At 56.1% G+C, this 20,471-nt stretch carries 27 protein-coding genes; 25 read left to right on the plus strand and 2 right to left on the minus strand.

The window, feature by feature from the left end:
• Positions 1-21: 21 nt before the first annotated feature.
• The 11 genes from N5923_RS09975 (at position 22) to N5923_RS10025 (ending at position 5,538) form a co-directional block, all read left to right on the plus strand.
• Positions 22-855 carry a GPO family capsid scaffolding protein gene (locus tag N5923_RS09975; RefSeq protein WP_267142445.1) on the plus strand — a complete coding sequence of 278 codons (834 nt, stop codon included), beginning with the start codon at positions 22-24 and terminating at the stop codon, positions 853-855.
• 57 nt (positions 856-912) lie between these two features.
• Positions 913-2,001, plus strand: a complete 1,089-nt coding sequence (locus tag N5923_RS09980; RefSeq protein WP_267142444.1) for a phage major capsid protein, P2 family — start codon at positions 913-915, stop codon at positions 1,999-2,001.
• Positions 2,002-2,003: 2 nt separating this feature from the next.
• On the plus strand, positions 2,004-2,660 hold the full coding sequence (gene gpM, locus N5923_RS09985) for a phage terminase small subunit (RefSeq protein WP_267142443.1): 657 nt from the start codon (positions 2,004-2,006) through the stop codon (positions 2,658-2,660).
• 98 nt (positions 2,661-2,758) lie between these two features.
• Positions 2,759-3,223: a head completion/stabilization protein gene (locus N5923_RS09990; RefSeq protein WP_267142442.1), complete on the plus strand. Its 465-nt coding sequence runs from the start codon at positions 2,759-2,761 to the stop codon at positions 3,221-3,223.
• Positions 3,223-3,426 (plus strand): tail protein X, encoded by a 204-nt coding sequence (locus tag N5923_RS09995; RefSeq protein WP_267142441.1) that lies wholly within the window; start codon positions 3,223-3,225, stop codon positions 3,424-3,426. Before N5923_RS09990 ends, N5923_RS09995 begins: the two co-directional genes overlap by 1 nt.
• A gap of 3 nt (positions 3,427-3,429) precedes the next feature.
• Positions 3,430-3,645: an HP1 family phage holin gene (locus tag N5923_RS10000; RefSeq protein WP_267142440.1), complete on the plus strand. Its 216-nt coding sequence runs from the start codon at positions 3,430-3,432 to the stop codon at positions 3,643-3,645.
• Positions 3,626-4,141: a lysozyme gene (locus tag N5923_RS10005; RefSeq protein WP_267142439.1), complete on the plus strand. Its 516-nt coding sequence runs from the start codon at positions 3,626-3,628 to the stop codon at positions 4,139-4,141. Before N5923_RS10000 ends, N5923_RS10005 begins: the two co-directional genes overlap by 20 nt.
• On the plus strand, positions 4,141-4,569 hold the full coding sequence (gene lysB / locus N5923_RS10010) for an Rz-like lysis system protein LysB (RefSeq protein WP_267142438.1): 429 nt from the start codon (positions 4,141-4,143) through the stop codon (positions 4,567-4,569). The genes N5923_RS10005 and lysB overlap by 1 nt, the downstream gene beginning before the upstream one ends.
• On the plus strand, positions 4,457-4,702 hold the full coding sequence (gene lysC, locus N5923_RS10015) for an Rz1-like lysis system protein LysC (protein WP_267142437.1): 246 nt from the start codon (positions 4,457-4,459) through the stop codon (positions 4,700-4,702). The genes lysB and lysC overlap by 113 nt, the downstream gene beginning before the upstream one ends.
• Positions 4,665-5,096, plus strand: coding sequence for a phage tail protein (locus tag N5923_RS10020; RefSeq protein WP_267142436.1), 432 nt, complete (start codon positions 4,665-4,667; stop codon positions 5,094-5,096). The genes lysC and N5923_RS10020 overlap by 38 nt, the downstream gene beginning before the upstream one ends.
• Positions 5,089-5,538, plus strand: coding sequence for a phage virion morphogenesis protein (locus N5923_RS10025; RefSeq protein WP_267142435.1), 450 nt, complete (start codon positions 5,089-5,091; stop codon positions 5,536-5,538). The genes N5923_RS10020 and N5923_RS10025 overlap by 8 nt, the downstream gene beginning before the upstream one ends.
• 2 nt (positions 5,539-5,540) lie before the next feature.
• Here the strand turns inward: N5923_RS10025 and N5923_RS10030 are convergent, their stop codons facing one another.
• Both N5923_RS10030 and N5923_RS10035 read right to left on the minus strand, forming a co-directional pair.
• Positions 5,541-6,434 carry a DUF2971 domain-containing protein gene (locus N5923_RS10030; protein WP_267142434.1) on the minus strand — a complete coding sequence of 298 codons (894 nt, stop codon included), beginning with the start codon at positions 6,432-6,434 and terminating at the stop codon, positions 5,541-5,543.
• A 32-nt stretch (positions 6,435-6,466) separates the two neighbouring features.
• Positions 6,467-7,513: a DUF5677 domain-containing protein gene (locus tag N5923_RS10035; protein ID WP_267142433.1), complete on the minus strand. Its 1,047-nt coding sequence runs from the start codon at positions 7,511-7,513 to the stop codon at positions 6,467-6,469.
• A gap of 87 nt (positions 7,514-7,600) precedes the next feature.
• Between N5923_RS10035 and N5923_RS10040 the strand changes: the two genes are divergently transcribed.
• From N5923_RS10040 to N5923_RS10105, 14 genes are all read left to right on the plus strand, one after another.
• Entirely contained in the window at positions 7,601-8,179 is a 579-nt protein-coding gene (locus N5923_RS10040) for a phage baseplate assembly protein V (protein ID WP_267142432.1), read from the plus strand.
• Positions 8,176-8,535 carry a GPW/gp25 family protein gene (locus tag N5923_RS10045; protein ID WP_267142478.1) on the plus strand — a complete coding sequence of 120 codons (360 nt, stop codon included), beginning with the start codon at positions 8,176-8,178 and terminating at the stop codon, positions 8,533-8,535. Before N5923_RS10040 ends, N5923_RS10045 begins: the two co-directional genes overlap by 4 nt.
• The gene (locus N5923_RS10050; protein ID WP_267142431.1) at positions 8,522-9,430 is read left to right on the plus strand and encodes a baseplate assembly protein; all 909 of its coding nucleotides are present in this window, start codon (positions 8,522-8,524) and stop codon (positions 9,428-9,430) included. Before N5923_RS10045 ends, N5923_RS10050 begins: the two co-directional genes overlap by 14 nt.
• Entirely contained in the window at positions 9,423-10,037 is a 615-nt protein-coding gene (locus N5923_RS10055) for a phage tail protein I (RefSeq protein ID WP_267142430.1), read from the plus strand. The genes N5923_RS10050 and N5923_RS10055 overlap by 8 nt, the downstream gene beginning before the upstream one ends.
• Positions 10,024-11,574, plus strand: a complete 1,551-nt coding sequence (locus N5923_RS10060; RefSeq protein ID WP_267142429.1) for an alginate lyase family protein — start codon at positions 10,024-10,026, stop codon at positions 11,572-11,574. Before N5923_RS10055 ends, N5923_RS10060 begins: the two co-directional genes overlap by 14 nt.
• Positions 11,574-12,359 (plus strand): hypothetical protein, encoded by a 786-nt coding sequence (locus N5923_RS10065; RefSeq protein WP_267142428.1) that lies wholly within the window; start codon positions 11,574-11,576, stop codon positions 12,357-12,359. The genes N5923_RS10060 and N5923_RS10065 overlap by 1 nt, the downstream gene beginning before the upstream one ends.
• A gap of 5 nt (positions 12,360-12,364) precedes the next feature.
• Positions 12,365-13,468, plus strand: coding sequence for a phage tail protein (locus N5923_RS10070; protein ID WP_267145230.1), 1,104 nt, complete (start codon positions 12,365-12,367; stop codon positions 13,466-13,468).
• 105 nt (positions 13,469-13,573) lie between these two features.
• On the plus strand, positions 13,574-14,746 hold the full coding sequence (locus N5923_RS10075; RefSeq protein WP_267142426.1) for a phage tail sheath protein: 1,173 nt from the start codon (positions 13,574-13,576) through the stop codon (positions 14,744-14,746).
• Between the two features lie 9 nt (positions 14,747-14,755).
• The gene (locus N5923_RS10080) at positions 14,756-15,271 is read left to right on the plus strand and encodes a phage major tail tube protein (RefSeq protein WP_267142425.1); all 516 of its coding nucleotides are present in this window, start codon (positions 14,756-14,758) and stop codon (positions 15,269-15,271) included.
• A 60-nt stretch (positions 15,272-15,331) separates the two neighbouring features.
• Positions 15,332-15,667, plus strand: coding sequence for a phage tail assembly protein (locus N5923_RS10085; protein ID WP_267142424.1), 336 nt, complete (start codon positions 15,332-15,334; stop codon positions 15,665-15,667).
• Positions 15,668-15,681: 14 nt separating this feature from the next.
• Positions 15,682-15,804 carry a GpE family phage tail protein gene (locus N5923_RS10090; protein WP_267142423.1) on the plus strand — a complete coding sequence of 41 codons (123 nt, stop codon included), beginning with the start codon at positions 15,682-15,684 and terminating at the stop codon, positions 15,802-15,804.
• Positions 15,797-18,859 carry a phage tail tape measure protein gene (locus N5923_RS10095; RefSeq protein WP_267142422.1) on the plus strand — a complete coding sequence of 1,021 codons (3,063 nt, stop codon included), beginning with the start codon at positions 15,797-15,799 and terminating at the stop codon, positions 18,857-18,859. The genes N5923_RS10090 and N5923_RS10095 overlap by 8 nt, the downstream gene beginning before the upstream one ends.
• Positions 18,859-19,344 carry a phage tail protein gene (locus tag N5923_RS10100; protein ID WP_267142421.1) on the plus strand — a complete coding sequence of 162 codons (486 nt, stop codon included), beginning with the start codon at positions 18,859-18,861 and terminating at the stop codon, positions 19,342-19,344. Before N5923_RS10095 ends, N5923_RS10100 begins: the two co-directional genes overlap by 1 nt.
• A complete protein-coding gene (locus tag N5923_RS10105; protein ID WP_267142477.1) occupies positions 19,344-20,435 on the plus strand; it encodes a phage late control D family protein in 1,092 nt (363 codons plus the stop codon). Before N5923_RS10100 ends, N5923_RS10105 begins: the two co-directional genes overlap by 1 nt.
• Positions 20,436-20,471: the final 36 nt, after the last annotated feature.

The raw sequence follows: 20,471 nt of genomic DNA on the forward strand, positions 1-20,471 counted from the left end.
TAACCGAATGGAGCCAGGCGAATGGCAGCAAAAGCAAAGCGTTTCCGTATTGGCGTTGAAGGCGCAACCACTGACGGGCGCGAGATTCAGCGTGAATGGCTGGTGCAGATGGCGGCGAATTACTCCCCGTCGGTCTATACCGCGCTTATCAACCTTGAACACATCAAATCGTTTTCACCTGAAAGCACGTTCAGCCGTTATGGCAAGGTTACGGCGCTGACGGCTGAAGAGATTAAGGACGGTCCGCTGGCGGGGAAAATGGCGCTGTATGCCGATATAGAGCCGACCGATTCCCTGGTGGAGCTGGTGAAAAAAGGCCAGAAGCTTTTCACCTCAATGGAGGTGAACCCGAAGTTTGCCGACACCGGCAAGGCGTATCTGGTCGGCCTGGCCGCCACTGACGATCCGGCCAGTCTTGGCACTGAACTGCTGGCATTCAGCGCGAAGGCTGAACATAACCCGCTGGCGAACCGCAAAAAGTCGCCTGAAAACCTGTTCAGCGCGTCAGAAGAAACCCTGATCGAGATTGAAGAGGCGGCAGACGACAGGCCGGCCCTGTTTACCCGCATTTCAACCCTGTTTACCAAAAAAGAACAGTCCGATGAGGCGCGCTTTAGTGATATCCACCGCGCCGTTGAGCTGTGTGCGAAGGAGCAGCAGGCGCACGGGGAAAGCACCGGCCAGAAATTCAGCGCCAGCGATCAGCGCATTGCGCAGCTGGAAAGCGCACTGGCAAGCCAGCAGACCGCTTTTACCGAACTGACCGAAAAACTGAGTGCGCAGGACAGCCGCACCGATTACCGCCAGCGCGCGCCGGGCGGTGACACACCTGCAGGTCAGCTTACCGACTGCTGATAACCCGCCTGTAAGCGCATCCGGCAAAGTTCCCTAAAATTTGAGAGACGACGATTAATGAAAAATACAACCCGCTTTAAATTCAACGCCTTCCTGATGCAGCTGGCAAAGCTGAATAACGTCGGTGTGGAAACTGTCTCCACTAAATTCAGCGTTGAGCCGTCTGTGGCGCAGACACTGGAAAGCAAGATTCAGGAGTCCGCCGCGTTCCTGACCATGGTTAACATCATTCCGGTGGATGAGCAGTCCGGCGAAGTGCTGGGGCTGGGCGTTGGCTCCACCATTGCCGGAACCACGGATACCTCGTCTAAAGAGCGTGAGCCAACCGATCCGACCTATATCGACGGCACCGGCTACAAATGTACCCAGACCAATTTCGATACGGCTCTGCCTTACGCCAAGCTGGACCTGTGGGCGAAGTTTCAGGATTTTCAGACCCGCATCCGCGACGCCATCATTACCCGCCAGGCGCTGGACCGCATCATGATCGGCTTCAACGGCGTGAAGCGTGAGAAAACCTCCAACCGCACCGCCAACAAGCTGCTGCAGGACGTCAATATCGGCTGGCTGGAGAAAGTCCGCCAGGAATCGCCGGTCCACGTTATCAGCAATATTGTTGATGACGAAGGCGCGGTGATCTCCGCTGAAATCCGCGTGGGTGAAAACGGCGACTTTGCCAACCTCGACGCGCTGGTGATGGCCGCCGTTAACGAAAAAATCGCGGTGCAGTATCAGGATGACACCGAACTGGTGGTTATCTGTGGTCGCGGCCTGCTGGCTGACAAATATTTCCCGCTGGTCAATCAGCAGCAGCCCAATACCGAAGCGCTGGCGGCGGATCTCATCATTAGCCAGAAACGTATGGGTGGCCTGCAGGCGGTGCGCGCGCCTTACTTCCCGGCTAACGCCCTGCTGATTACCCGTCTGGATAACCTCTCCATCTACTGGCAGGACGGCACCCGCCGCCGCGCGGTGATCGACAATCCGAAGCGTGACCGCGTGGAAAACTTCGAATCCGTCAATGAAGCCTACGTGGTGGAGGATTACGACTGCACCTGCCTGGTGGAAAACATCACGCTGGGTAAATTCGCCGAAGTTACCGCACCGGCTGCCGTGGCTGAAACCAGTGAAAACGCAGGTGAGTAACCATGGCGCTTAACCCTTTCCAGCGGCATACGCAGTTTGTGCAGGCAAAGGAGGCCGCCCGTCAGGGCGGCACTGGCCGCCATGCGACCGGCTATGACCAGCAGCTGTTGCAGTTATCCGAGGACAAGCGCCGCCTTAAGGGCATTCAGTCCACGCTCAAACGCGCCGGTATCAAGGTGGAAGTGCTGCCGAAATATGCCCCCTGGGTGGCTGGCGTGCTGGCGGCGGACGGTAAGCAGCAGGATGACGTGCTGATGTATCTGATGGTCTGGCGCACCGATGCCGGGGATTACGCGGGTGCGCTTGATATTGCCCGCCACGCGCTGAAACACGGCTGGGTGATGCCGCGTGGCTTTGACCGCAATCCGCAAACGGTCATTGCGGAAGAGTTTGCCGACGCCGCCATGGCCGCTGCTTCTGCAAAGCAGCCGTTTGATGCCGGGATCCTGCTGGAAGCGCTCGACGTGCTGGGCGAACGGGATATGCCGGATCAGTCGCGCGCCCGTCTGCATAAAGCGATTGCTTATGCGCAGCGGCAGGGCAACCCGGCGGCTGCCCTCAATCATCTGCGCCATGCGCTGCAGCGTGACAAAAACAGCGGTGTGAAAAAAGACATTGAGCAGCTGGAACGCCAGCTGCGCAACGCCAGCAATGGCTGACCGAACGTGCCCACGCGCGGGGCGGCACGGGGTTGCGACAGGCTTTCAGCCGCATCAGATACCCCGTCCACCGCCCGACTAATCAGGAGTAAGACGCAATGAAATTCGTTGCACCGGAACAGGCACCGGAGACGCCGCAACTCATCAGAAATACATCGTTCTGGCCCGATCTCGATCTGGCTGATTTTCGCAGCGCCATGCGTACTGACGGAACGGTGACAACCGGTCGGCTGCGTCAGGCGGTGCTGACAGCCATCTCAGAGGTGAACGCGGAGCTGTTCGACTTTAAGGCGCGCCAGCTGGTGCTGGGTTTTCTGCGGCTGGCCGACGTACCGGCGGAGGAGCTGGACGGCGAAAGCCAGCGGCTGCAGCAGTATCGCCGCGCGGTCTGGTGCTGGACCCGCGCCAACCTGAATGAGCGCTATCAGGACGTTGATGCCACCGGCGCAGGCGCAAAACGCGGTGAAGCGCTGGACGATGCCACCGATGAGCTGTGGCGCGACGCCCGCTGGGCAATCAGCCACCTGCAGGATGCACCGCATTCCATCGTGGAGCTGATCTGATGAAAGTGCGTGCGCAGCAGTACGACACGGTTGATGCAATTTGCTGGCGTTACTACGGGCGCACGCAGGGGCTGACCGAACTGGTGCTGCAGGCGAATCCGGGGCTGGCGGAAGTCGGCCCCTTTTTACCTCACGGGATGGAGCTTGAGCTGCCGGATCAGGTGTCTGCAGCAACCTCGCAAACCGTTCAGCTTTGGGACTGAGCCATGACAACGGAGAGAATCAGCGCCTTTATCACGTACAGCATCGCGCTGCTGATGGGCTGGCTGGGGAAATGGGATTTACAAGACGTTGCCACCGTACTCGGTATGGTGCTGGGTATCGGCATGTTTCTGGTGAGCTGGTACTACCGGCGGAAAACGTTTCAGTTGCTGGTCAGCGGAAAAATAAGCCGGGGTGAGTATGAGTCTGCAAATCGTTAAACGCTGCGCCATTGGCGCGGTGCTGGCCGTTGCCGCCACGCTGCCGGGGTTTTCGCAGCTGAATACCTCCGTGGAGGGGCTGAAACTGATTGCGGATTATGAAGGCTGCCGCCTGAAACCCTATCAGTGCGATGCCGGGGTGTGGACGGACGGGATCGGCAATACGTCCGGCGTGGTGAAGGGGCAGAGCATTACCGAGCGGCAGGCCGCTGGCGGCTTTATCCGCAACGTCCTGCGCGTTGAGGCGGCGCTGCGTAAATGCATCATCGTAAAGCTGCCGCAGTATGTGTATGACGCGGTGGTGTCTTTTGCGTTCAACGTCGGCACCGGCAATGCGTGCGGCTCAACAATGGTGAAATTACTGAACCAGCGGCTGTGGCCGGATGCCTGCCATCAGCTGCCGCGCTGGGTATACGTGAAAGGCGTGTTTAATCAGGGGCTGGATAACCGCCGCGGGCGTGAAATGGCCTGGTGCATGAAAGGGGTAACTCAGTAATGCGTAACCTTCTGATGGCAGGACTGCTGATCCTGTTTTCTTTTGCAGGCGTGCAGTCGTGGCGGCTAAGCAATGCGCATCAGACTATCGAAACGCAGGGTACGACAATCACCAGCCAGGGCACAAAGCTGACGCAGAAAAACAGCCAGCTGATTGCTCTGTCCATTCTGACCGAAACCAGCAGCCGGGAGCAGACGCGCCTGTATGCGACCGCTGAAGATACCCATGCGCTGCTACGTAAGCGGCAGCAAAAAATTGAGGATTTAACCCGTGAAAATGACGAGCTTAAGCGCTGGGCTGCTACCACTCTGCCTGATGTTATTAGCCGGTTGCGGCAGCGCCCGGCCTTCACCGGAGGTGAGGATTACCGCAAGTGGCTGTCCGAAGCTGACCCCCTGCAAGCTGGCAGCGGCAAACCCGCGCAGTAACGGCGATCTGAACCGTCAGCTGGATGATACCGAGGCCGCCTGGGCGATGTGCGCCGACAAGGTGGATACTGCCATAGCCTGCGAGAACCGAAACAGTGAACAAGCCGGAATCCTTACGCAAAGCCCTGACTGAGGGCGTGCAGCACCTGCGCGATAACCCCGAAACGCTGCATCTGTTTGTCGATGAGGGGGCGCTGGTTGCCACGCTGGCCCCGTCAATATCGTGGGAATATCGCTACACGCTGAATGTGGTGGTGACCGATTTTGCCGGGGACCAGAATCTGCTGATGGCCCCGGTTTTATTCTGGCTGCGCGATAATCAGCCGGACATGATGGCAAATCCCGATCTGCGTGATAAAGCGCTGACGTTTGAGGCTGATATCCTCAACAACGGCGCGTGTGATTTAAGCCTCAACCTGAAACTGACCGAGCGGGTGATCGCCCGTCAGGAAGATGGCGTGACCAAAATAGAGGCCGTGCCGGAACCGGTGGAACCTGAAGTATTCTGGATGACAAAACGTGGCTGAACTGCATCAGGTAGATGAATGGCTGACGGCTCTGCTGGGGCGCTTCACCACGGCGGAACGTAAAAAGCTGCTGCGTGAAGTGGCGCTGAAAATGCGTAAGCAGCAACAGCAAAATATCACCCTGCAGCGCAGCCCGGACGGCACGGCATTTGAACCGCGCCGCATAACGGCCCGCAGCAAGAAAGGCCGCGTGCGTCGTAAGATGTTTACCAAACTGAAAACCGCGAAGTATCTTAAGGCTGGCGCGACGGCAGATGAGGCAACGGTGCAGTTTGAGGGTAAGGTACAGCGCATTGCCCGCGTGCATCACTATGGTCTGCGTGACCGGGTGAATAAGCGCGGGCTGACGGCGAAGTATGCTGAGCGCCCGCTACTTGGTTTAAGCGATAATTTAGAAAATGATATTCAATATACATTAATTAATTGGATTGCTGGTGAATAAATTCATAGCCTCCACTTTGTTATCTCTGTCATAGGGTGATTTTCTTTTACCCATTTAGCCATTTCTCCTTGTACACCCTTTTCTCCTATGAATATATCTGCAGTATATGGAGAGATAGGGGCACACATTTCATTTATTGGTAGGTTGAACTTTACGGTTTCATATCTAAATTCATATTTCCAATTAGCTAATGCTGCAATTTTCAATGAAATGCTGGTGTTTTTAATGCGGTGAAATGTTTTTTTTGCATTTTCAAGACTACAGCGTTCACCTAACACTATCCCTTTTATAGAATCTAATGGTAATGGCATAGTGAAAATATCTGGAATTCCTTTCCCGGTTTTTATTTTCTTACAATCCTTAAAGGATCTCGCCAACCTCCACTCTCTTTCATAAGACCACTCGTTAGATTTTATGCAAAGCTCAGAAATTGCCACCTCCTTTTTGTCTAAAAAATAATCCATGTGAATTTTTGGCCTATCTTCCACATAAGATATTTCAAAGGCGCCTTCAAAATATTCATGATTATCGTCGAACTCAATTACCGCACCTGAATAATTGTCTGCATAATGCGCCCACATTAAGTGAGAATCGCTATTTCTGGATAGACATAAAAAACCGATTTTTTGACTAAGTAAGCTAATTAGCTCTCGTGTCCAGATGTCATTGCAATTATCATCTTCAAATCCTTCTGGTTGAAGATATTTAGTTATATCCCCTTTAGGAGTGGTTACGTTAAAATTTAAAGTAACTAATCCTTTGTTTATATCATCTGGGTTATAGACTTCCACCGCAAGTTCAAAAGGATCGTTAAATGCATTTGGTTGAGTTATTTTTATTGAACCACTAAGAATTTTATCGAGCGTATCAATGTTGACGTATTTGTAAAATGACATTAAGCATCCTTAGTAATATGAACAATAAGTGATTAACTTTTACTTTCAAAATCATTGCAGTTACTTATCGAATGGAAAATTCTACCGATTTTTTCTGAGAGTGTACTTATAATACTAGCCAGTACAACATTTTCATAATTTGTGGTGTTAACTAATAAACAGCAGGTTGCCTGAGCGATACTTAACGCAGTTGCGTCAGCAGGATCAGTAAGTCCATAATTACTGGGACCTACAACCATTAACTCATTTCCTTGGCTAAAAGGGAGCGATAAATTTTTACTTATACTCTTGAAGCTGGTATGTATGTTTTGACTAGCCCATTTGAAATATGGTCGCATGTGGTCAAGTCCTACATCCTTTTCTAAACTCTGGAAGCCTGGCTTCTTAATGTCGGGGAAGTAAATATTAGCCCATCCATATTGCTGTTCAAAGTCTTTTCCGTATTTTATTAATAACTCCTTGTAAACAGTCTCGTAATCTTCATATACTTCCTTTCCTGAACCTTTAACTTGTAACCTATCTTCATATTTTATAACGGACTTCATCATATTGAATGAGTCAATCATTTCATGAAAATAGAATCTTTCAGCACATTCTGTCCCATGTTTAGAAATGAATATTAGTGTAACATTTATTTCATGTAAAGCTCGCCATCTAGCATGTGCACCATCTGCATAGCCACCTTTGAGCAAGTAAAGTATTTCATTGGAAACATGACATGCTTTTGCATGTAGCCTGATCAAAACATAAAAATAGACGTCATCATATTCCGATGCTAAATCCTTTTTTTTCTCATTGTACTTAGAGCCACTCTCAATACAGGTGGTAATTAGCATTTCTAATTTATCTAAAGCTGGCTTCCATTTGCCATAGTGATTTTCAGTAAATTTCAAGTTTTGCTCATGATTCTTTGAAATCAACTCTTCCAACTCAGCGTTCAAATTAATAATTATCTTTTCACTATAATCCACGACCACAGTTAACAACTCTTTTTCCAGCTCAAACTCCGAACCAGAATTGATAGCATTAGTTGCCCTCTCTATCAGGATTCTTTCAATTTGTGCATCAATATCAGTCATTCAATTAACTTCCAATTTGTCATGTTTCATGGATAGCACAATCGCATGTTGCTGTTTGTAATTCAAGATTCATGCATCTTAAAGCATATGAATGCACAACTAAACGAACTCCTGCGCCTTATCACCAACCTGATCCGCACCGGCACGGTAACCGAAGTGGACCGGGATAACTGGCTGTGCCGGGTGAAAACGGGCGAACTCGAAACCAACTGGATTAACTGGCTCACCATGCGCGCCGGGCGTTCCCGCACATGGTGGAAACCCTCAGTCGGTGAGCAGGTTGTGCTGCTGAGTATCGGCGGCAATCTGGAAACCGCCTTTGCGCTGCCCGCCATCTATTCCGACGACAACCCGCCGCCATCACTTTCCGAAGATGCCAGCGTAACTGAATACCCCGATGGCGGCTGGTTTGAGTATGAGCCTGCCACGGGGCGCTGGCTGGTGAAGGGGATCAAAAGCCTGCTGATTGAGGCGGCAGACAGCATTGAGCTGAAGACCGGCCAGTTTGTTGTTACGGCGGATCAGACCCGGATTAACAGTGAAATAGTTATCAATGGTGGCGTTACCCAGGGTGGCGGCGCGATGAGTTCAAACGGGATCGTGGTGGATAAGCACGGCCATGATGCCGTGAAGTCCGGCAGCGATATTTCAGGAGGGCCAGTCTGATGATGTATCTGGGGATGAATCAGCAAACCGGTGAGCGTATTACCGATCTGGCGCATATCCGCCAGTCGTGCCGCGACATTCTGATTACTCCGCAGGGCAGCAGAATCGCGCGGCGTGAGTATGGTTCGCTGCTGTCCGCACTGATTGACCAGCCGCAGAATCCGGTAAACCGTCTGCAGGTACTGGCCGCAGCCTATCTGGCGATCAGCCGCTGGGAACCGCGTATTACACTGGATTCCGTTACGTTGAACAGCGCATATGACGGCAGCATGACCGTAGATTTAACCGGGCATCGTACAGATGGCACGCCGCTGGCGCTGTCCGTTGAAACAGGAGCAACCAGTGGCGGTAATTGATCTTTCACAGCTGCCCGCACCGCAGGTTATTGAGGTGCCGGATTTTGAAACGCTGCTGGCAACCCGCAAGGCCGCATTTATCGACCTGTATCCCGCTAACGAACAGGAAGCGGTGGCCCGCACGCTGACGCTGGAATCAGAACCCATCGTTAAGCTGCTGGAAGAAAACGCCTATCGTGAGGTTATTCTGCGCCAGCGCGTCAACGAAGCCGCGCAGGCGGTGATGGTGGCCTATGCGATGAACGGCGATCTGGATCAGCTGGCGGCGAATAACAACGTGCAGCGGCTGGTGATCACCCCCGCCGATGAGGAAGCCGTGCCGCCGGTCGCCGCCGTGATGGAGAGCAACGCCGACCTGCGCCAGCGTATTCCCGCCGCCTTTGAAGGGATGAGCGTGGCCGGGCCTGCCGGTGCTTACGAATTCCACGCCCTCAGCGCCGACGGCAACGTGGCCGACGCTTCGGTTATCAGTCCGGCACCGGCAGAGGTGACCGTCAGCGTGCTGTCACGCACCGGCGACGGCACTGCATCAGCTGAGCTGCTGGCCGCCGTCAGCGCAGCGCTGAATGATGAAACTGTCAGGCCGGTGGCTGACCGCGTCACGGTGCAGTCGGCGCAAATCGTCGATTACCGGATTGATGCCGTACTTTACGTTTATCCCGGCCCGGCGGTCGAGCCAATCCGCGCCGCTGCTGAACTGCGCCTGACCAGTTATATCAACGAGCAGCGCCGCCTCGGTCGCGATATCCGCCGCTCTGCCATCTATGCGGCGCTGCACGCCGAGGGGGTGCAGCGCGTTGAGCTGGCATCCCCGTCTGATGATGTGGTGCTGGATAAAACTCAGGCGGCCAACTGCACCGCCTGGCACATCAGCATCGGCGGTTCGGATGACTAGCCTGCTGCCGCCGGGTTCTACACAGCTTGAGCGCCGCGCGGCTGCAGCCTGCGCCGGTATCAGCGATTTAAGCGTACCCCTGCGTGACCTGTGGAACCCGGACATATGCCCGGTGAAATTCCTGCCCTATCTCGCCTGGGCATTTTCCGTTGACCGCTGGGATGAGAAATGGTCTGAGGCGGAGAAGCGCAGGACGGTTAAGGATGCGTTTTATATCCACCGGCGCAAGGGCACCGTTGCCGCCATCCGCCGCGTGACTGAAAACATGGGCTACACCATGACGCTGGCGGAGTGGTGGCAGGTTGCCGACCCCGCCGGAACGTTCCGCCTGACCATCGACCTGATGGACGTCGGCATTACTGAGGAAATGGTCAGCGAGCTTGAGCGGCTGATTGGCGATGCCAGACCGGCCAGCCGTCATATCGCGCAGCTGACGCTTTCGGCCAGCATGACGGGGGCGGTTTATCACGCCGCCTCGCTGTGCGACGGCAGCATTATCACGGTCTATCCGCAGGGCTATCAGCCTGACGGCAGCAACCGGTATGACGGTTCGACCCACTACGACAACAACTATCACTATTCCGGGGAAAGAGATGGGAAAAATTAACGAACAGACCCAGTGGGAACACGAGGTTTATCAGGTGGCCCGGACGGACAAAATCGAGGGCGGTCGCACCGGCATTGCCAACCTGCAGGCGCAGCAGCTTGGCAACCGCACGCAGTGGCTGAAAACCATGCTGGAGTCGGTCGAGTACATCCGCGCGCGCACCTTTTTTAAAACCAGCGACGACCCGGACGGCACGATTACCGGACTGGCGGCAACCCCTTCCGGGCAGGTGTTTCAGGTGGCGCAGGGGGTGGACAGCATCACCTCATTCACGCTGTATGTGAATGACAGCGGCGCGGCAAAGCCGATAGCGAATCCCGCCGGGATGGCGGCCATTCAGCAGATTTCGCAGAACGTGACGGACGTCAGAAGCAACGTGACGGAAGGCGACGCGCAGAAAACCGCGCGGGGTGAAACCATCATTGGCGGGCTGGCGGATGAAAACGGCAGGTCGACGCTGTTTATGGCGGAGAACGGCGCGGTTTACGCCGGTGGCGTACGCATGGGTAATGAACGCGTTGCCGCCGAAGCCGGGCTGTTATGGGCGCTGGCGGATGACACCCCGGAAGCCACGCCCTGGCTGAAGTTCTACGACGACGGCTGGGTTGATCCGCTGTGGCTGGAAAACCCGTTACCGCCAGTGGCCGTGCGCAACCTGACCACCGTCGGGCCGTATGGCTCGACCGGCAATGCGTTTGACCCGGTTAACCTGGCTATCCGTGAGAAGACGCTGAAGCCGGTCAACGACTTTAACGACCAGATTGCAGCATGGTCAGGCGCGTTCCTGTTTGACGGTGACTATGCGCGTGGCCGGGCGGCGGCTGACTGGATGCTGCGCTGGGCGCGTTTTAATGCCCTGACCGGCTCTAACTCAGCGGTGGGGATTGCGGATTACGACCGCCACTGGCGCGCGGTCAATATCGGGCTGACCTACTGGAAGCTGGATAAGGTGACGCCGCTTGGCTGGCGTCCTGCGCTGCTGCGCTGGCTGAATCTGCTGGGCGATGCGGTATCTGAACGTATGGAGCTGTACGGCAACAACAACCATAAAACGTGGGCGGCCTGCGCGCTGCTTTCCCTGTGGAACGCCACCGGCAGGCAGGCGTTTTACGACAAGGCCGCCGCGCAGTTCCTGACCGACCTCGGCCATATCAACGACAACGGCACGATTAACGTTGAGCTGCTGCGCGGCAGCAAGGCGCTGCACTATCACCATTTCACCTTTGGCCCGCTGGTGATGATGTGTGAGATAGCGCAGCTGCACGGTGAAGACTGGTATGCGCTGGACGGCGGCAGGATTCACCTGCTGGCCGAGACGGTAATTCACGGCATTACCGACCCGGCGTGGTTTCGCACCCTCAGCGGCGCGGGTACTCAGGACATTTCAGAAATAGGGCACGGCTGGGGCGGCATGCCGTTTTACGTGCGGCGCTTCCCTGACGTCGTGGCCGGAAGAATGCCGGAAACTGCCGACCACTACGTGGATACGTGGATGGGCGGTGACTGCAATAAACTGTCAACACTGTGGGTGAAATAATGGCTCTAATTCTCGGCGCAACCAAAGCTCGCATTACCAATCCTGACGCGGTGACGATTTTTATCCGGCCTGAAAGCCTGCCCGCCTTTAACGGGCGCATGATTTTCCGCGACTCGCCTGCCAGCATCGCGGACGTTTCCGCCAGCGGCATGACCGGCGAAACAAGCGGCAGCGGCGTTATCTGGCTGCCGGACGGCGTACAGGTCAACCGGCTGGCCGGGATTAACCTCGACAAGCTGCCGGCGGCGACGCACTCGTTTTACAGCGTGTTTCGCATGATTGTCAGCGGTGCCACTGAGTTTTACCCGCTGCATAACTTTTCTGCGTATGCCACACCCGGCCCGGCGGGCGAAGCCATCACCGAACGCACGCCGCGCGCGGCTTCGCCGGAGGAGTATGGCGCGCTTCGTTACACCAACGACGCCGGGGCGCAGGGCACGCTGCCAAGCACTGCTGACCCGGATATGGCGCGACCGGCGCGCGGTGATTTTGTCTTCAGGATGGCGGTGTTTGACGCCACGAATTACCAGTACCGGCTGTATACCGGCAAGGGCGGCACGCTGACGGAAGATATCGTCTCCGCCGCCACCGATATTGCGAAGCGCGACCTGAGCCGCCCGTTCCAGGTCGGCATCAACTCCACGGTGTCATTTACCGGCCTGACCTCTTCCGGCGTGGTAAGTGAAGTCGGATTCTTTGATGACGTGGCGCTGGTCGCGCGTCAGGTCGCCGCCGTATATGAAAGCGTGCGGGTTGAAGCCCTTGAGCGCGGTATCAGCGTTTAAACCTGATGGCTGGCCGGAACGGAGGTGAAACAGTGACAGGTAAAAAATTCAGCGCGGTGCTGACCGCCGCAGGCGCCGCCCGGCTGACGGCGGCGGCCCTGTCCGGCGTGCCGGTGGGGTTTTCACAGATGGCGGTTGGCGATGCGAATGGCGTGCTGCCGGTGCCCGACCCGCAGCAGACCGGGCTGATTAACGAGCGTTACCGCGCGCCGCTTAATCGCCTGTCGGTGGCAGACCAGGGCGCCAGCATTATCGAGGCGGAACTGATTATGCCGCCACAGGTCGGCGGCTTCTGGCTGCGCGAGGTGGCGCTGTTCAGTGAGGATGGCGTGTGTCTGGCCGTCGCCAATATGCCGGAATCCTACAAGCCGCAGCTGGCACAGGGTGCCGGACGCCATCAGGCAATCCGCATCTGGCTGGCGGTCAGCAGCACGGCTGACGTGCAGTTTATCGATAATCCGGCGGTGGTGCTGGCGACCATTGATGAAGTAAACCGGATTAAGAGCGAGGCGCAGGACTACACCGACGAGATTGCCGGTAACCTTGATAACGCGATGAAAAGCGCCATTGCCGACGCGGTTAAGGGTGCGCTGCGCGACGCCTGGGAAGATGATAACCCGGTCGGCGAGGTGCGCCTGTTTAAGGATAATGTTGACCCTAACGCGCGCTGGCCGTGGTCGGAATGGAAGTATCTCGGCGAAGATAAAACCATCCGGCTCGGCAAACAGGACGGCTCTGATGTGATGGCAACCGGCGGCAGCGACAGCATCCGGCTTGCCAGAGATAATCTGCCCGCCGAACAGATTAACGTGACGGGTGAGACGTCCAGCCATGATTTCGGCACCCTGAATACGGAGGATGGCGGCGCGCACGCCCATGAATACGACAGGTTCGTTGAAGGCGGTACGGCAGGCCATTTCTCAATGGATGACGTGGCGTTCGGCAATAAAAAGATTAATACCGCTACCGCCCCGGCCCACAAACACCCGGTGAAAATCCCGGCGCATAAACATACCGTGACGGCAAAGACCGATCAGCTCGGCGAAGGGAAAGAAATCAGCGTGGTAAACAGCTATATCAGACTGATGGCATGGTATCGGGCGGCGTAAGATAAGCCGCAATATATTGTGTCAGCGTTCATACAAAGCCCGGCGCATGCATTAAAAAGAACCAGCAGACACCATAGCGGAACACCTGAACAGGAGAACCGCTGCATGGCAGATTCATATCACCACGGTGTGCGCGTCGAGGAAATCAACGAAGGCACGCGCACCATTACCACGGTCAGCACGGCAATTATCGGCATGGTCTGCACCGCCGATGATGCCGATGCTGCCACCTTCCCTTTAAACAAGCCGGTGCTGCTTACCGATGTGCTGACCGCCAGCGGTAAGGCTGGTACTACCGGCACGCTGGCAAACGCACTGGATGCCATTGGCGATCAGGCTAAACCGGTGACGGTCGTTGTGCGCGTGGCGCAGGGCGAAACCGAAGCGGAAACCACCTCCAATATTATCGGCGGCGTGACGGCTGAAGGTAAACGCACCGGCATGAAAGCCCTGCTGGCCGCCCAGTCTCAGCTTGGCGTTAAACCACGCATTCTTGGCGTACCCGGTCACGACACGCAGGCCGTATCAACCGAGCTGCTGAGCGTGGCGCAGAGCCTGCGCGCCTTTGCCTATATCTCCGCCTATGGCTGCAAAACCCTCGAAGAAGCCATTGCCTATCGCGCGAACTTCAGCCAGCGCGAAGGCATGCTGATCTGGCCTGACTTTACCAGCTGGGACACTGTGGCTGATGCAGAGGCAACGGCATACGCCACCGCCCGCGCGCTGGGGCTGCGTGCCAAAATTGACCAGCAGACTGGATGGCATAAAACCCTGTCAAACGTTGGCGTAAACGGCGTAACCGGCATTTCAGCCGATGTGTTCTGGGATTTGCAGGATCCGGCAACCGATGCGGGCCTGCTGAACCAGAACGATATCACCACGCTTATCCGCAAAGATGGCTTCCGCTTCTGGGGTTCCCGCACGCTCAGCGACGATCCATTGTTCCAGTTTGAGAACTACACCCGCACCGCGCAGGTACTGGCCGACACCATGGCTGAGGCGCATATGTGGGCGGTCGATATGCCGCTGACGCCTTCACTGGCCCGCGACATCATCGAAGGTATTCGCGCCAAAATGCGCAACCTTGTATCGCAGGGTTATCTGCTGGGAGCCGACTGCTGGCTGGATGATTCGGTCAACGATAAGGACACGCTCAAAGCGGGCAAGCTGGCGATTGATTACGACTATACGCCAGTGCCACCGCTGGAAAACCTGATGCTGCGCCAGCGCATTACCGATCAGTACCTGGTGGATTTCTCCAGCCAGGTTAACGCATAAGGAGCCATCATGGCCTTACCACGCAAACTGAAACACCTGAATTTATTCAACGCCGGTGAAAACTGGATGGGGATCGTGGAGTCCGTCACGCTGCCGAAATTCACCCGCAAGTTTGAGAAATATCGCGGCGGCGGGATGCCGGGCGCGGTGGATATTGATATGGGGCTGGACGACGGCGCACTGGATACCGAATTTTCCATTGGCGGTACCGAGTCACTGCTGTTTAAGCAGATGGGCACCCCGAAGGTTGACGGCATTCAGCTGCGCTTTACCGGCTCCATTCAGGCCGATGACACCGCAGAAGTGCAGGCCGTTGAGCTGATCGTGCGCGGGCGTCATAAGGAGCTGGATTCCGGCGAGTGGAAGTCCGGCGAGAGTTCATCAACCAAGGTCAGCAACACCAACAGCTACGCCAAACTGACCATCGGTGGCGAAGTGCTGTATGAGGTCGATCTGGTGAACATGATTGAAATCGTCGACGGCGTGGACCTGCTGGAAGAACACCGCACGGCGCTGGGCCTGTAATTATCCCGGCGCGCAATGTCGCGCCGTTTAACCCGTTATGAATTCCCGGAAATCTGAACAATGAAAAAAGAAACTGCTGAAATCACTACCGAAACCACTGCGCTGGTAACTGAAAAATCCGTCGTACTGGACACGCCGGTTGTGCGCGGCAAAACCGAAATTACCGAGGTGACGGTACGCAAACCACAATCCGGTTCGCTACGCGGTACACGCCTGCAGGCGCTGATGGATATGGACGTAAACGCCATGATGATGGTATTGCCCCGCGTCACTATCCCGGCGCTGCAGTCTCATGAAATTGCCGAAATGGACCCTGCCGATCTTCTCAGTCTGTCCGTTGAGGTGGTCACTTTTTTGTTGCCGAAGTCGGCACGGTCAGATTTCCCGACAGCCTGACGGTTGACGATCTGGTGGCGGACATTGCCACCATTTTCCACTGGCCGCCCGCCGTCACTGACGTTATGCCGCTGACAGAAGTGCTGGAGTGGCGGCATAAAGCGATAATCCGAAGCGGAGCCGGTCAGGATGAGTAATAACAATCTGCGTCTGCAGGTGGTCCTTAACGCGGTTGATAAAATCACCCGCCCTTTCAAGAATGCACAGGCCAGCAGTAAAGAGCTGGCCGCCGCCATTCAGGCAAGTAAAGCCCGCTTAAAAGAGCTGGACGCTCAGGCGTCCCGCATTGATGGCTTTCGCAAAACCAATACCCAGCTGGGTATCACCGCTAACAGCCTCAAAACAGCACGCGAAGAAGCGGCGAAACTTGCCACGCAATTTGCCAGTACCAATCGCCCGACCGCGCAGCAGTCCCGACTGCTTGAGCAAGCCAAAACCCGCGTTAATGATCTGCAGAGCAAATACAACGGGCTGCGTCTGTCGGTCCAGCGCCAGCGGGAGGCACTGCGCGACGCTGGCATCGATACAAAGCAGCTGAGCAGTGCGCAAAAAGGGCTGAGAACAGACGCCGACGCGGTAACTGCATCGCTGGCGAAACAGCAGGAAGAACTTAAACGCCTGGGTGAACGCCAGCGCCAGATGAACGCTGCACGGGCGCAGTACAGCCGTTCGCTGGAGGCGAGGGATCGCATTGCCGGTGCCGGTGCCACCACAACCGCCGCCGGTGCCGCAATGGGAGTGCCAGTCGTTGCTGCAGTGAAAAGCTATTCCAGCATGGAAGATGCGATGAAAGGCGTGGCAAAGCAGGTTAACGGCCTGCGCGATGACAATGGCAACCGCACCAGCCGCTTTTATGAAATGCAGGACGCTATCAAGAACGCCAGTGAGCAGTTGCCGATGCAGAACGGCGCGATGGACTATGCCGCGCTGATTGAGGGCGGCGCGCGAATGAATGTGGTAAATCCGAATGACTCATGGAAGGACCAGAAGCGCGATTTACTGGCGTTTGCCAGTACGGCAGCGAAAGCTGCCACCGCCTTTGAGCTGCCCGCTGACGAGCTGGCGGAGGGGCTGGGGAAAATTGCGCAGCTGTATAAAGTGCCGACACGCAATATTGAGCAGCTGGGCGATGCGCTTAACTATCTGGATGATAACGCCATGTCCAAGGGTTCGGACATTATCGACGTGCTGCAGCGTATGGGCGGCGTGGCTGACCGGCTGGACTTTCGCAAGGCGGCCGCGCTGGGATCCACCTTCCTGTCACTGGGCGCAGCACCAGAAATCGCGGCCAGCGCATCAAACGCCATGGTGCGTGAACTGTCGATTGCCACCATGCAGGGCAAAAACTTTATGGCGGGCATGAGCCTGCTGAAACTGGATCCAGCCGCCATCGAAAAATCGATGACGAAGGACGCTATGGGCACCATCCAGCGCGTGCTGACAAAGGTGAACAACCTGCCGAAAGACAAGCGTCTGAGCGCAATGACGATGATTTTCGGTAAGGAATTTGGCGATGATGCAGCCAAACTCGCCAACAATATGCCGGAGCTGGATCGCCAGCTGAAACTGACCGCTGGTAGTGATGCGAATGGCTCCATGCAGAAAGAGTCAGATATCAACACTGATTCCCTGTCTGCACAATGGATGCTGGTAAAAGCTGGGGTGGCTAATGACTTTAGCAGCCTTGGCGAAACGCTGCGCCAGCCGCTGATGGACGTGATGAACACCATAAAGAAAGTGACCAGCACAACCCGCCGCTGGATTGAGGAAAACCCGCAGCTGACCGCCACGCTGATGAAGGTAGCCGCAGGGATAGCATTTGCCCTGGTGGCGCTTGGCACCATGGCGGTGGGCGTGGCCGCCGTACTCGGTCCGCTGGCGGTAATGAAACTGAGTATGCGCACGCTGGGCATCAGCCTGCTACTGTCGCTTGGCAAAGCTGCCGGACGGACCGGGGGCATGCTGTCGTGGCTGGCCTCATCGCCGCTGACATTGTTGCGGCGCGGTTTAGCGTCCACTGCCAGCAAGCCGGGCCTGCTGGCCGGGCCGCTCGGTTCGCTGCGTGCTTCTCTGAGAATGACCGGAAATGCGCTTGGAGCCGTCGGACGTGCGCCGCTAAGGCTGTTCCGGGGTGCAATGTCCGCCGCATCCGGCGCGCTGGGGCTGATTATGAATCCGCTGGGCACGGCGCGGCTGGCAATTTCTGGCGCTGGCCGTGTGATGGCGTGGCTGGCTGGCGGACCGATGGCCGTGCTGCGTGTGGCGATGATGGCAGTATCCGGCACGCTGACATTTTTGCTGAGTCCTGTCGGGCTACTCGTTGCGGCTATTGCCGGAGTGGCGCTGGTTATCTGGAAATACTGGTCACCCATTAAGGCGTTTCTTGGTGGAGTGGTGGAAGGATTCAAAGCTGCTGTCGGCCCTATTTCCGACGCATTTGCACCGCTGCAGCCGGTGTTTACATGGATTGGCGACAAGGTGCGCGCATTGTTCGGCTGGTTTAAGGATTTACTCGCCCCTGTGAGTTCGACTAAAGAGGAGCTGAACAGCGCCGCCGAAATGGGGAAAAAGTTCGGTCAGTTTCTTGCCGACGGGATCAATATCGCCCTGCATCCGCTGGACTCACTGAAATCGGGCATATCCTGGCTGCTGGATAAAATGGGGATCATCAGCACAGAGTCCAAAAAGTTACCGTCCGGCGACAGTATCAGGCAGCCGCAGTCTGCGACAGTGGCGAATGGCAAAGTAAACCTGCCCGCCGGGGGATTTCCGGCATATGCGGGTATGTACGACAGCGGCGGCAATATTCCGTCCGGGCAGTTTGGCATTGTGGGAGAAAACGGACCGGAGATTATCAATGGCCCTGTCAACATAACCAGCCGTCGCCGGACGGCGCAACTGGCAGCCGCTGCCGCACTGTCAATGGGGATTGCCGCCACACCAGTTGAGGCGATGCCACTGCATCCGATGAGCCTGCCCGCAAAGGCTTACCGGCAGGATGTAGCACGCGCACCGGGGATTAGCGCTGCTGTTGCACCCGTTACCATCCATGCACCGATTTCCATTGTGGCGCAACCGGGCCAGAGCGCGCAGGACATAGCAACAGAAGTGGCGCGCCAGCTGGATGAGCGGGAACGTCATGCCCGCGCTCGTAGCCGCAGCAGTTTCAGCGATCAGGGGGGATTCGAATAATGATGATGGCGCTGGGTTTATACGTTTTCATGCTAAGGACCGTTCCGTATCAGGAATTGCAGCGGCAGCGCGGCTGGCGGCATGCTACCAATAACCGCATTGGCAGGCGTCCGTCCGCGCAATACCTCGGCCCGGATAACGATAAAATCACCCTGTCTGGCGTGCTGCTGCCGGAGGTGACCGGCGGCAAGCTGTCGCTGTTTGCGCTGGAGCAGATGGCAGAGCTGGGCAAAGCATGGCCGCTGATTGAGGGTAGTGGCATGATTTACGGCATGTATGTGATCGAAAGTCTGGCTGAAACCAAAAGCGAGTTTTTCAGCAACGGTGCAGCCAGGCGTATTGAATTCACTCTTGGCCTGATGCGCGTGGATGAATCACTGAAAGAGCTATATGGCAGCCTGAGCGATCAGCTGACCACCATGCAAGATGCGGCAACGTCGGCGGTTAACGATCTGACCTCCGCCGTGGGAGGGTTAATGCAGTGATGGCTTCAGAATGGATCAACGGGAAAGCGGCAGCGCCTACGTTTCGCATAACGATGGGCGGTAAGGACATCACCGCAAATCTGGATAAACGGCTGATTGGCCTTGAGCTGACAGACAATCGCGGATTTGAAGCGGATCAGCTGGATATTGAACTGGACGACGCAGACGGCAAGCTGGAACTGCCACGACGCGGTGTGTTGCTGACAGTGGCGCTTGGCTGGCAGGGGCAGCCACTAATCAGTAAGGGGCAGTTTACCGTCGATAACATCGAACACAGCGGCGCACCGGACAAACTCACGCTGCGCGCCCGCAGTGCGGACTTTCGCGCCACGTTAAATACCCGCCGTGAAGCCTCATGGCACCAGACCACTGTTGGCGAAGTGGTGAAGGCTATTTCTGCCCGGCACGATCTGAAACTGGCGCTAAGCGATGAAATGTCAAAACAGGCCATCGATCATATCGACCAGACCAATGAGTCTGACGGCAGTTTTCTGATGCGTCTGGCGCGCCAGTACGGCGCGATTGCATCAGTAAAGGGTGGCAACCTGCTGTTTATCCGTCAGGGACAGGGAAAGACAGCCAGTGGCAAAGCGCTGCCTGTTATCACCATCACCCGCGCTGCCGGTGACGGCCATCGGTTTAGCCTGGAGGACCGTGACGCTTATACCGGTGTGATCGCCAGCTGGCTGCATACCCGTGAACCGGTAAAGAAAGAAACCGTGAAGGTAAAGCGCAAGCGAAAGAAGCCAGCAAAGACAAAGGAGCCAGAGGCGAAGCAAGGCGATTATCTGGTGGGTTCGGATGAAAACGTGCTGGTCCTGAGTCGGACCTACGCGAACCGCAGCAATGCTGAGCGGGCAGCAAAAATGCAGTGGGAGCGGCTGCAGCGCGGAGTAGCGTCATTTTCCATCCAGCTGGCAATGGGGCGCGCAGAGCTTTACCCGGAAATGCCGGTGAAAGTCAGCGGCTTCAAAAAGCAGATAGATGATGCGGAATGGACGATCAGCAGGCTGACGCACAGCCTGAATGACAGCGGCTATACCACGGCGATTGAGTTGGAAGTAAAAATCACAGACATAGAAATGGAATGAAAACCGGTAAGTATAATTTCGCAAAATCATACATTA

Source organism: Winslowiella arboricola (genome assembly GCF_025527015.1).
GTDB classification, from domain to species: Bacteria; Pseudomonadota; Gammaproteobacteria; order Enterobacterales; family Enterobacteriaceae; genus Erwinia; species Erwinia arboricola.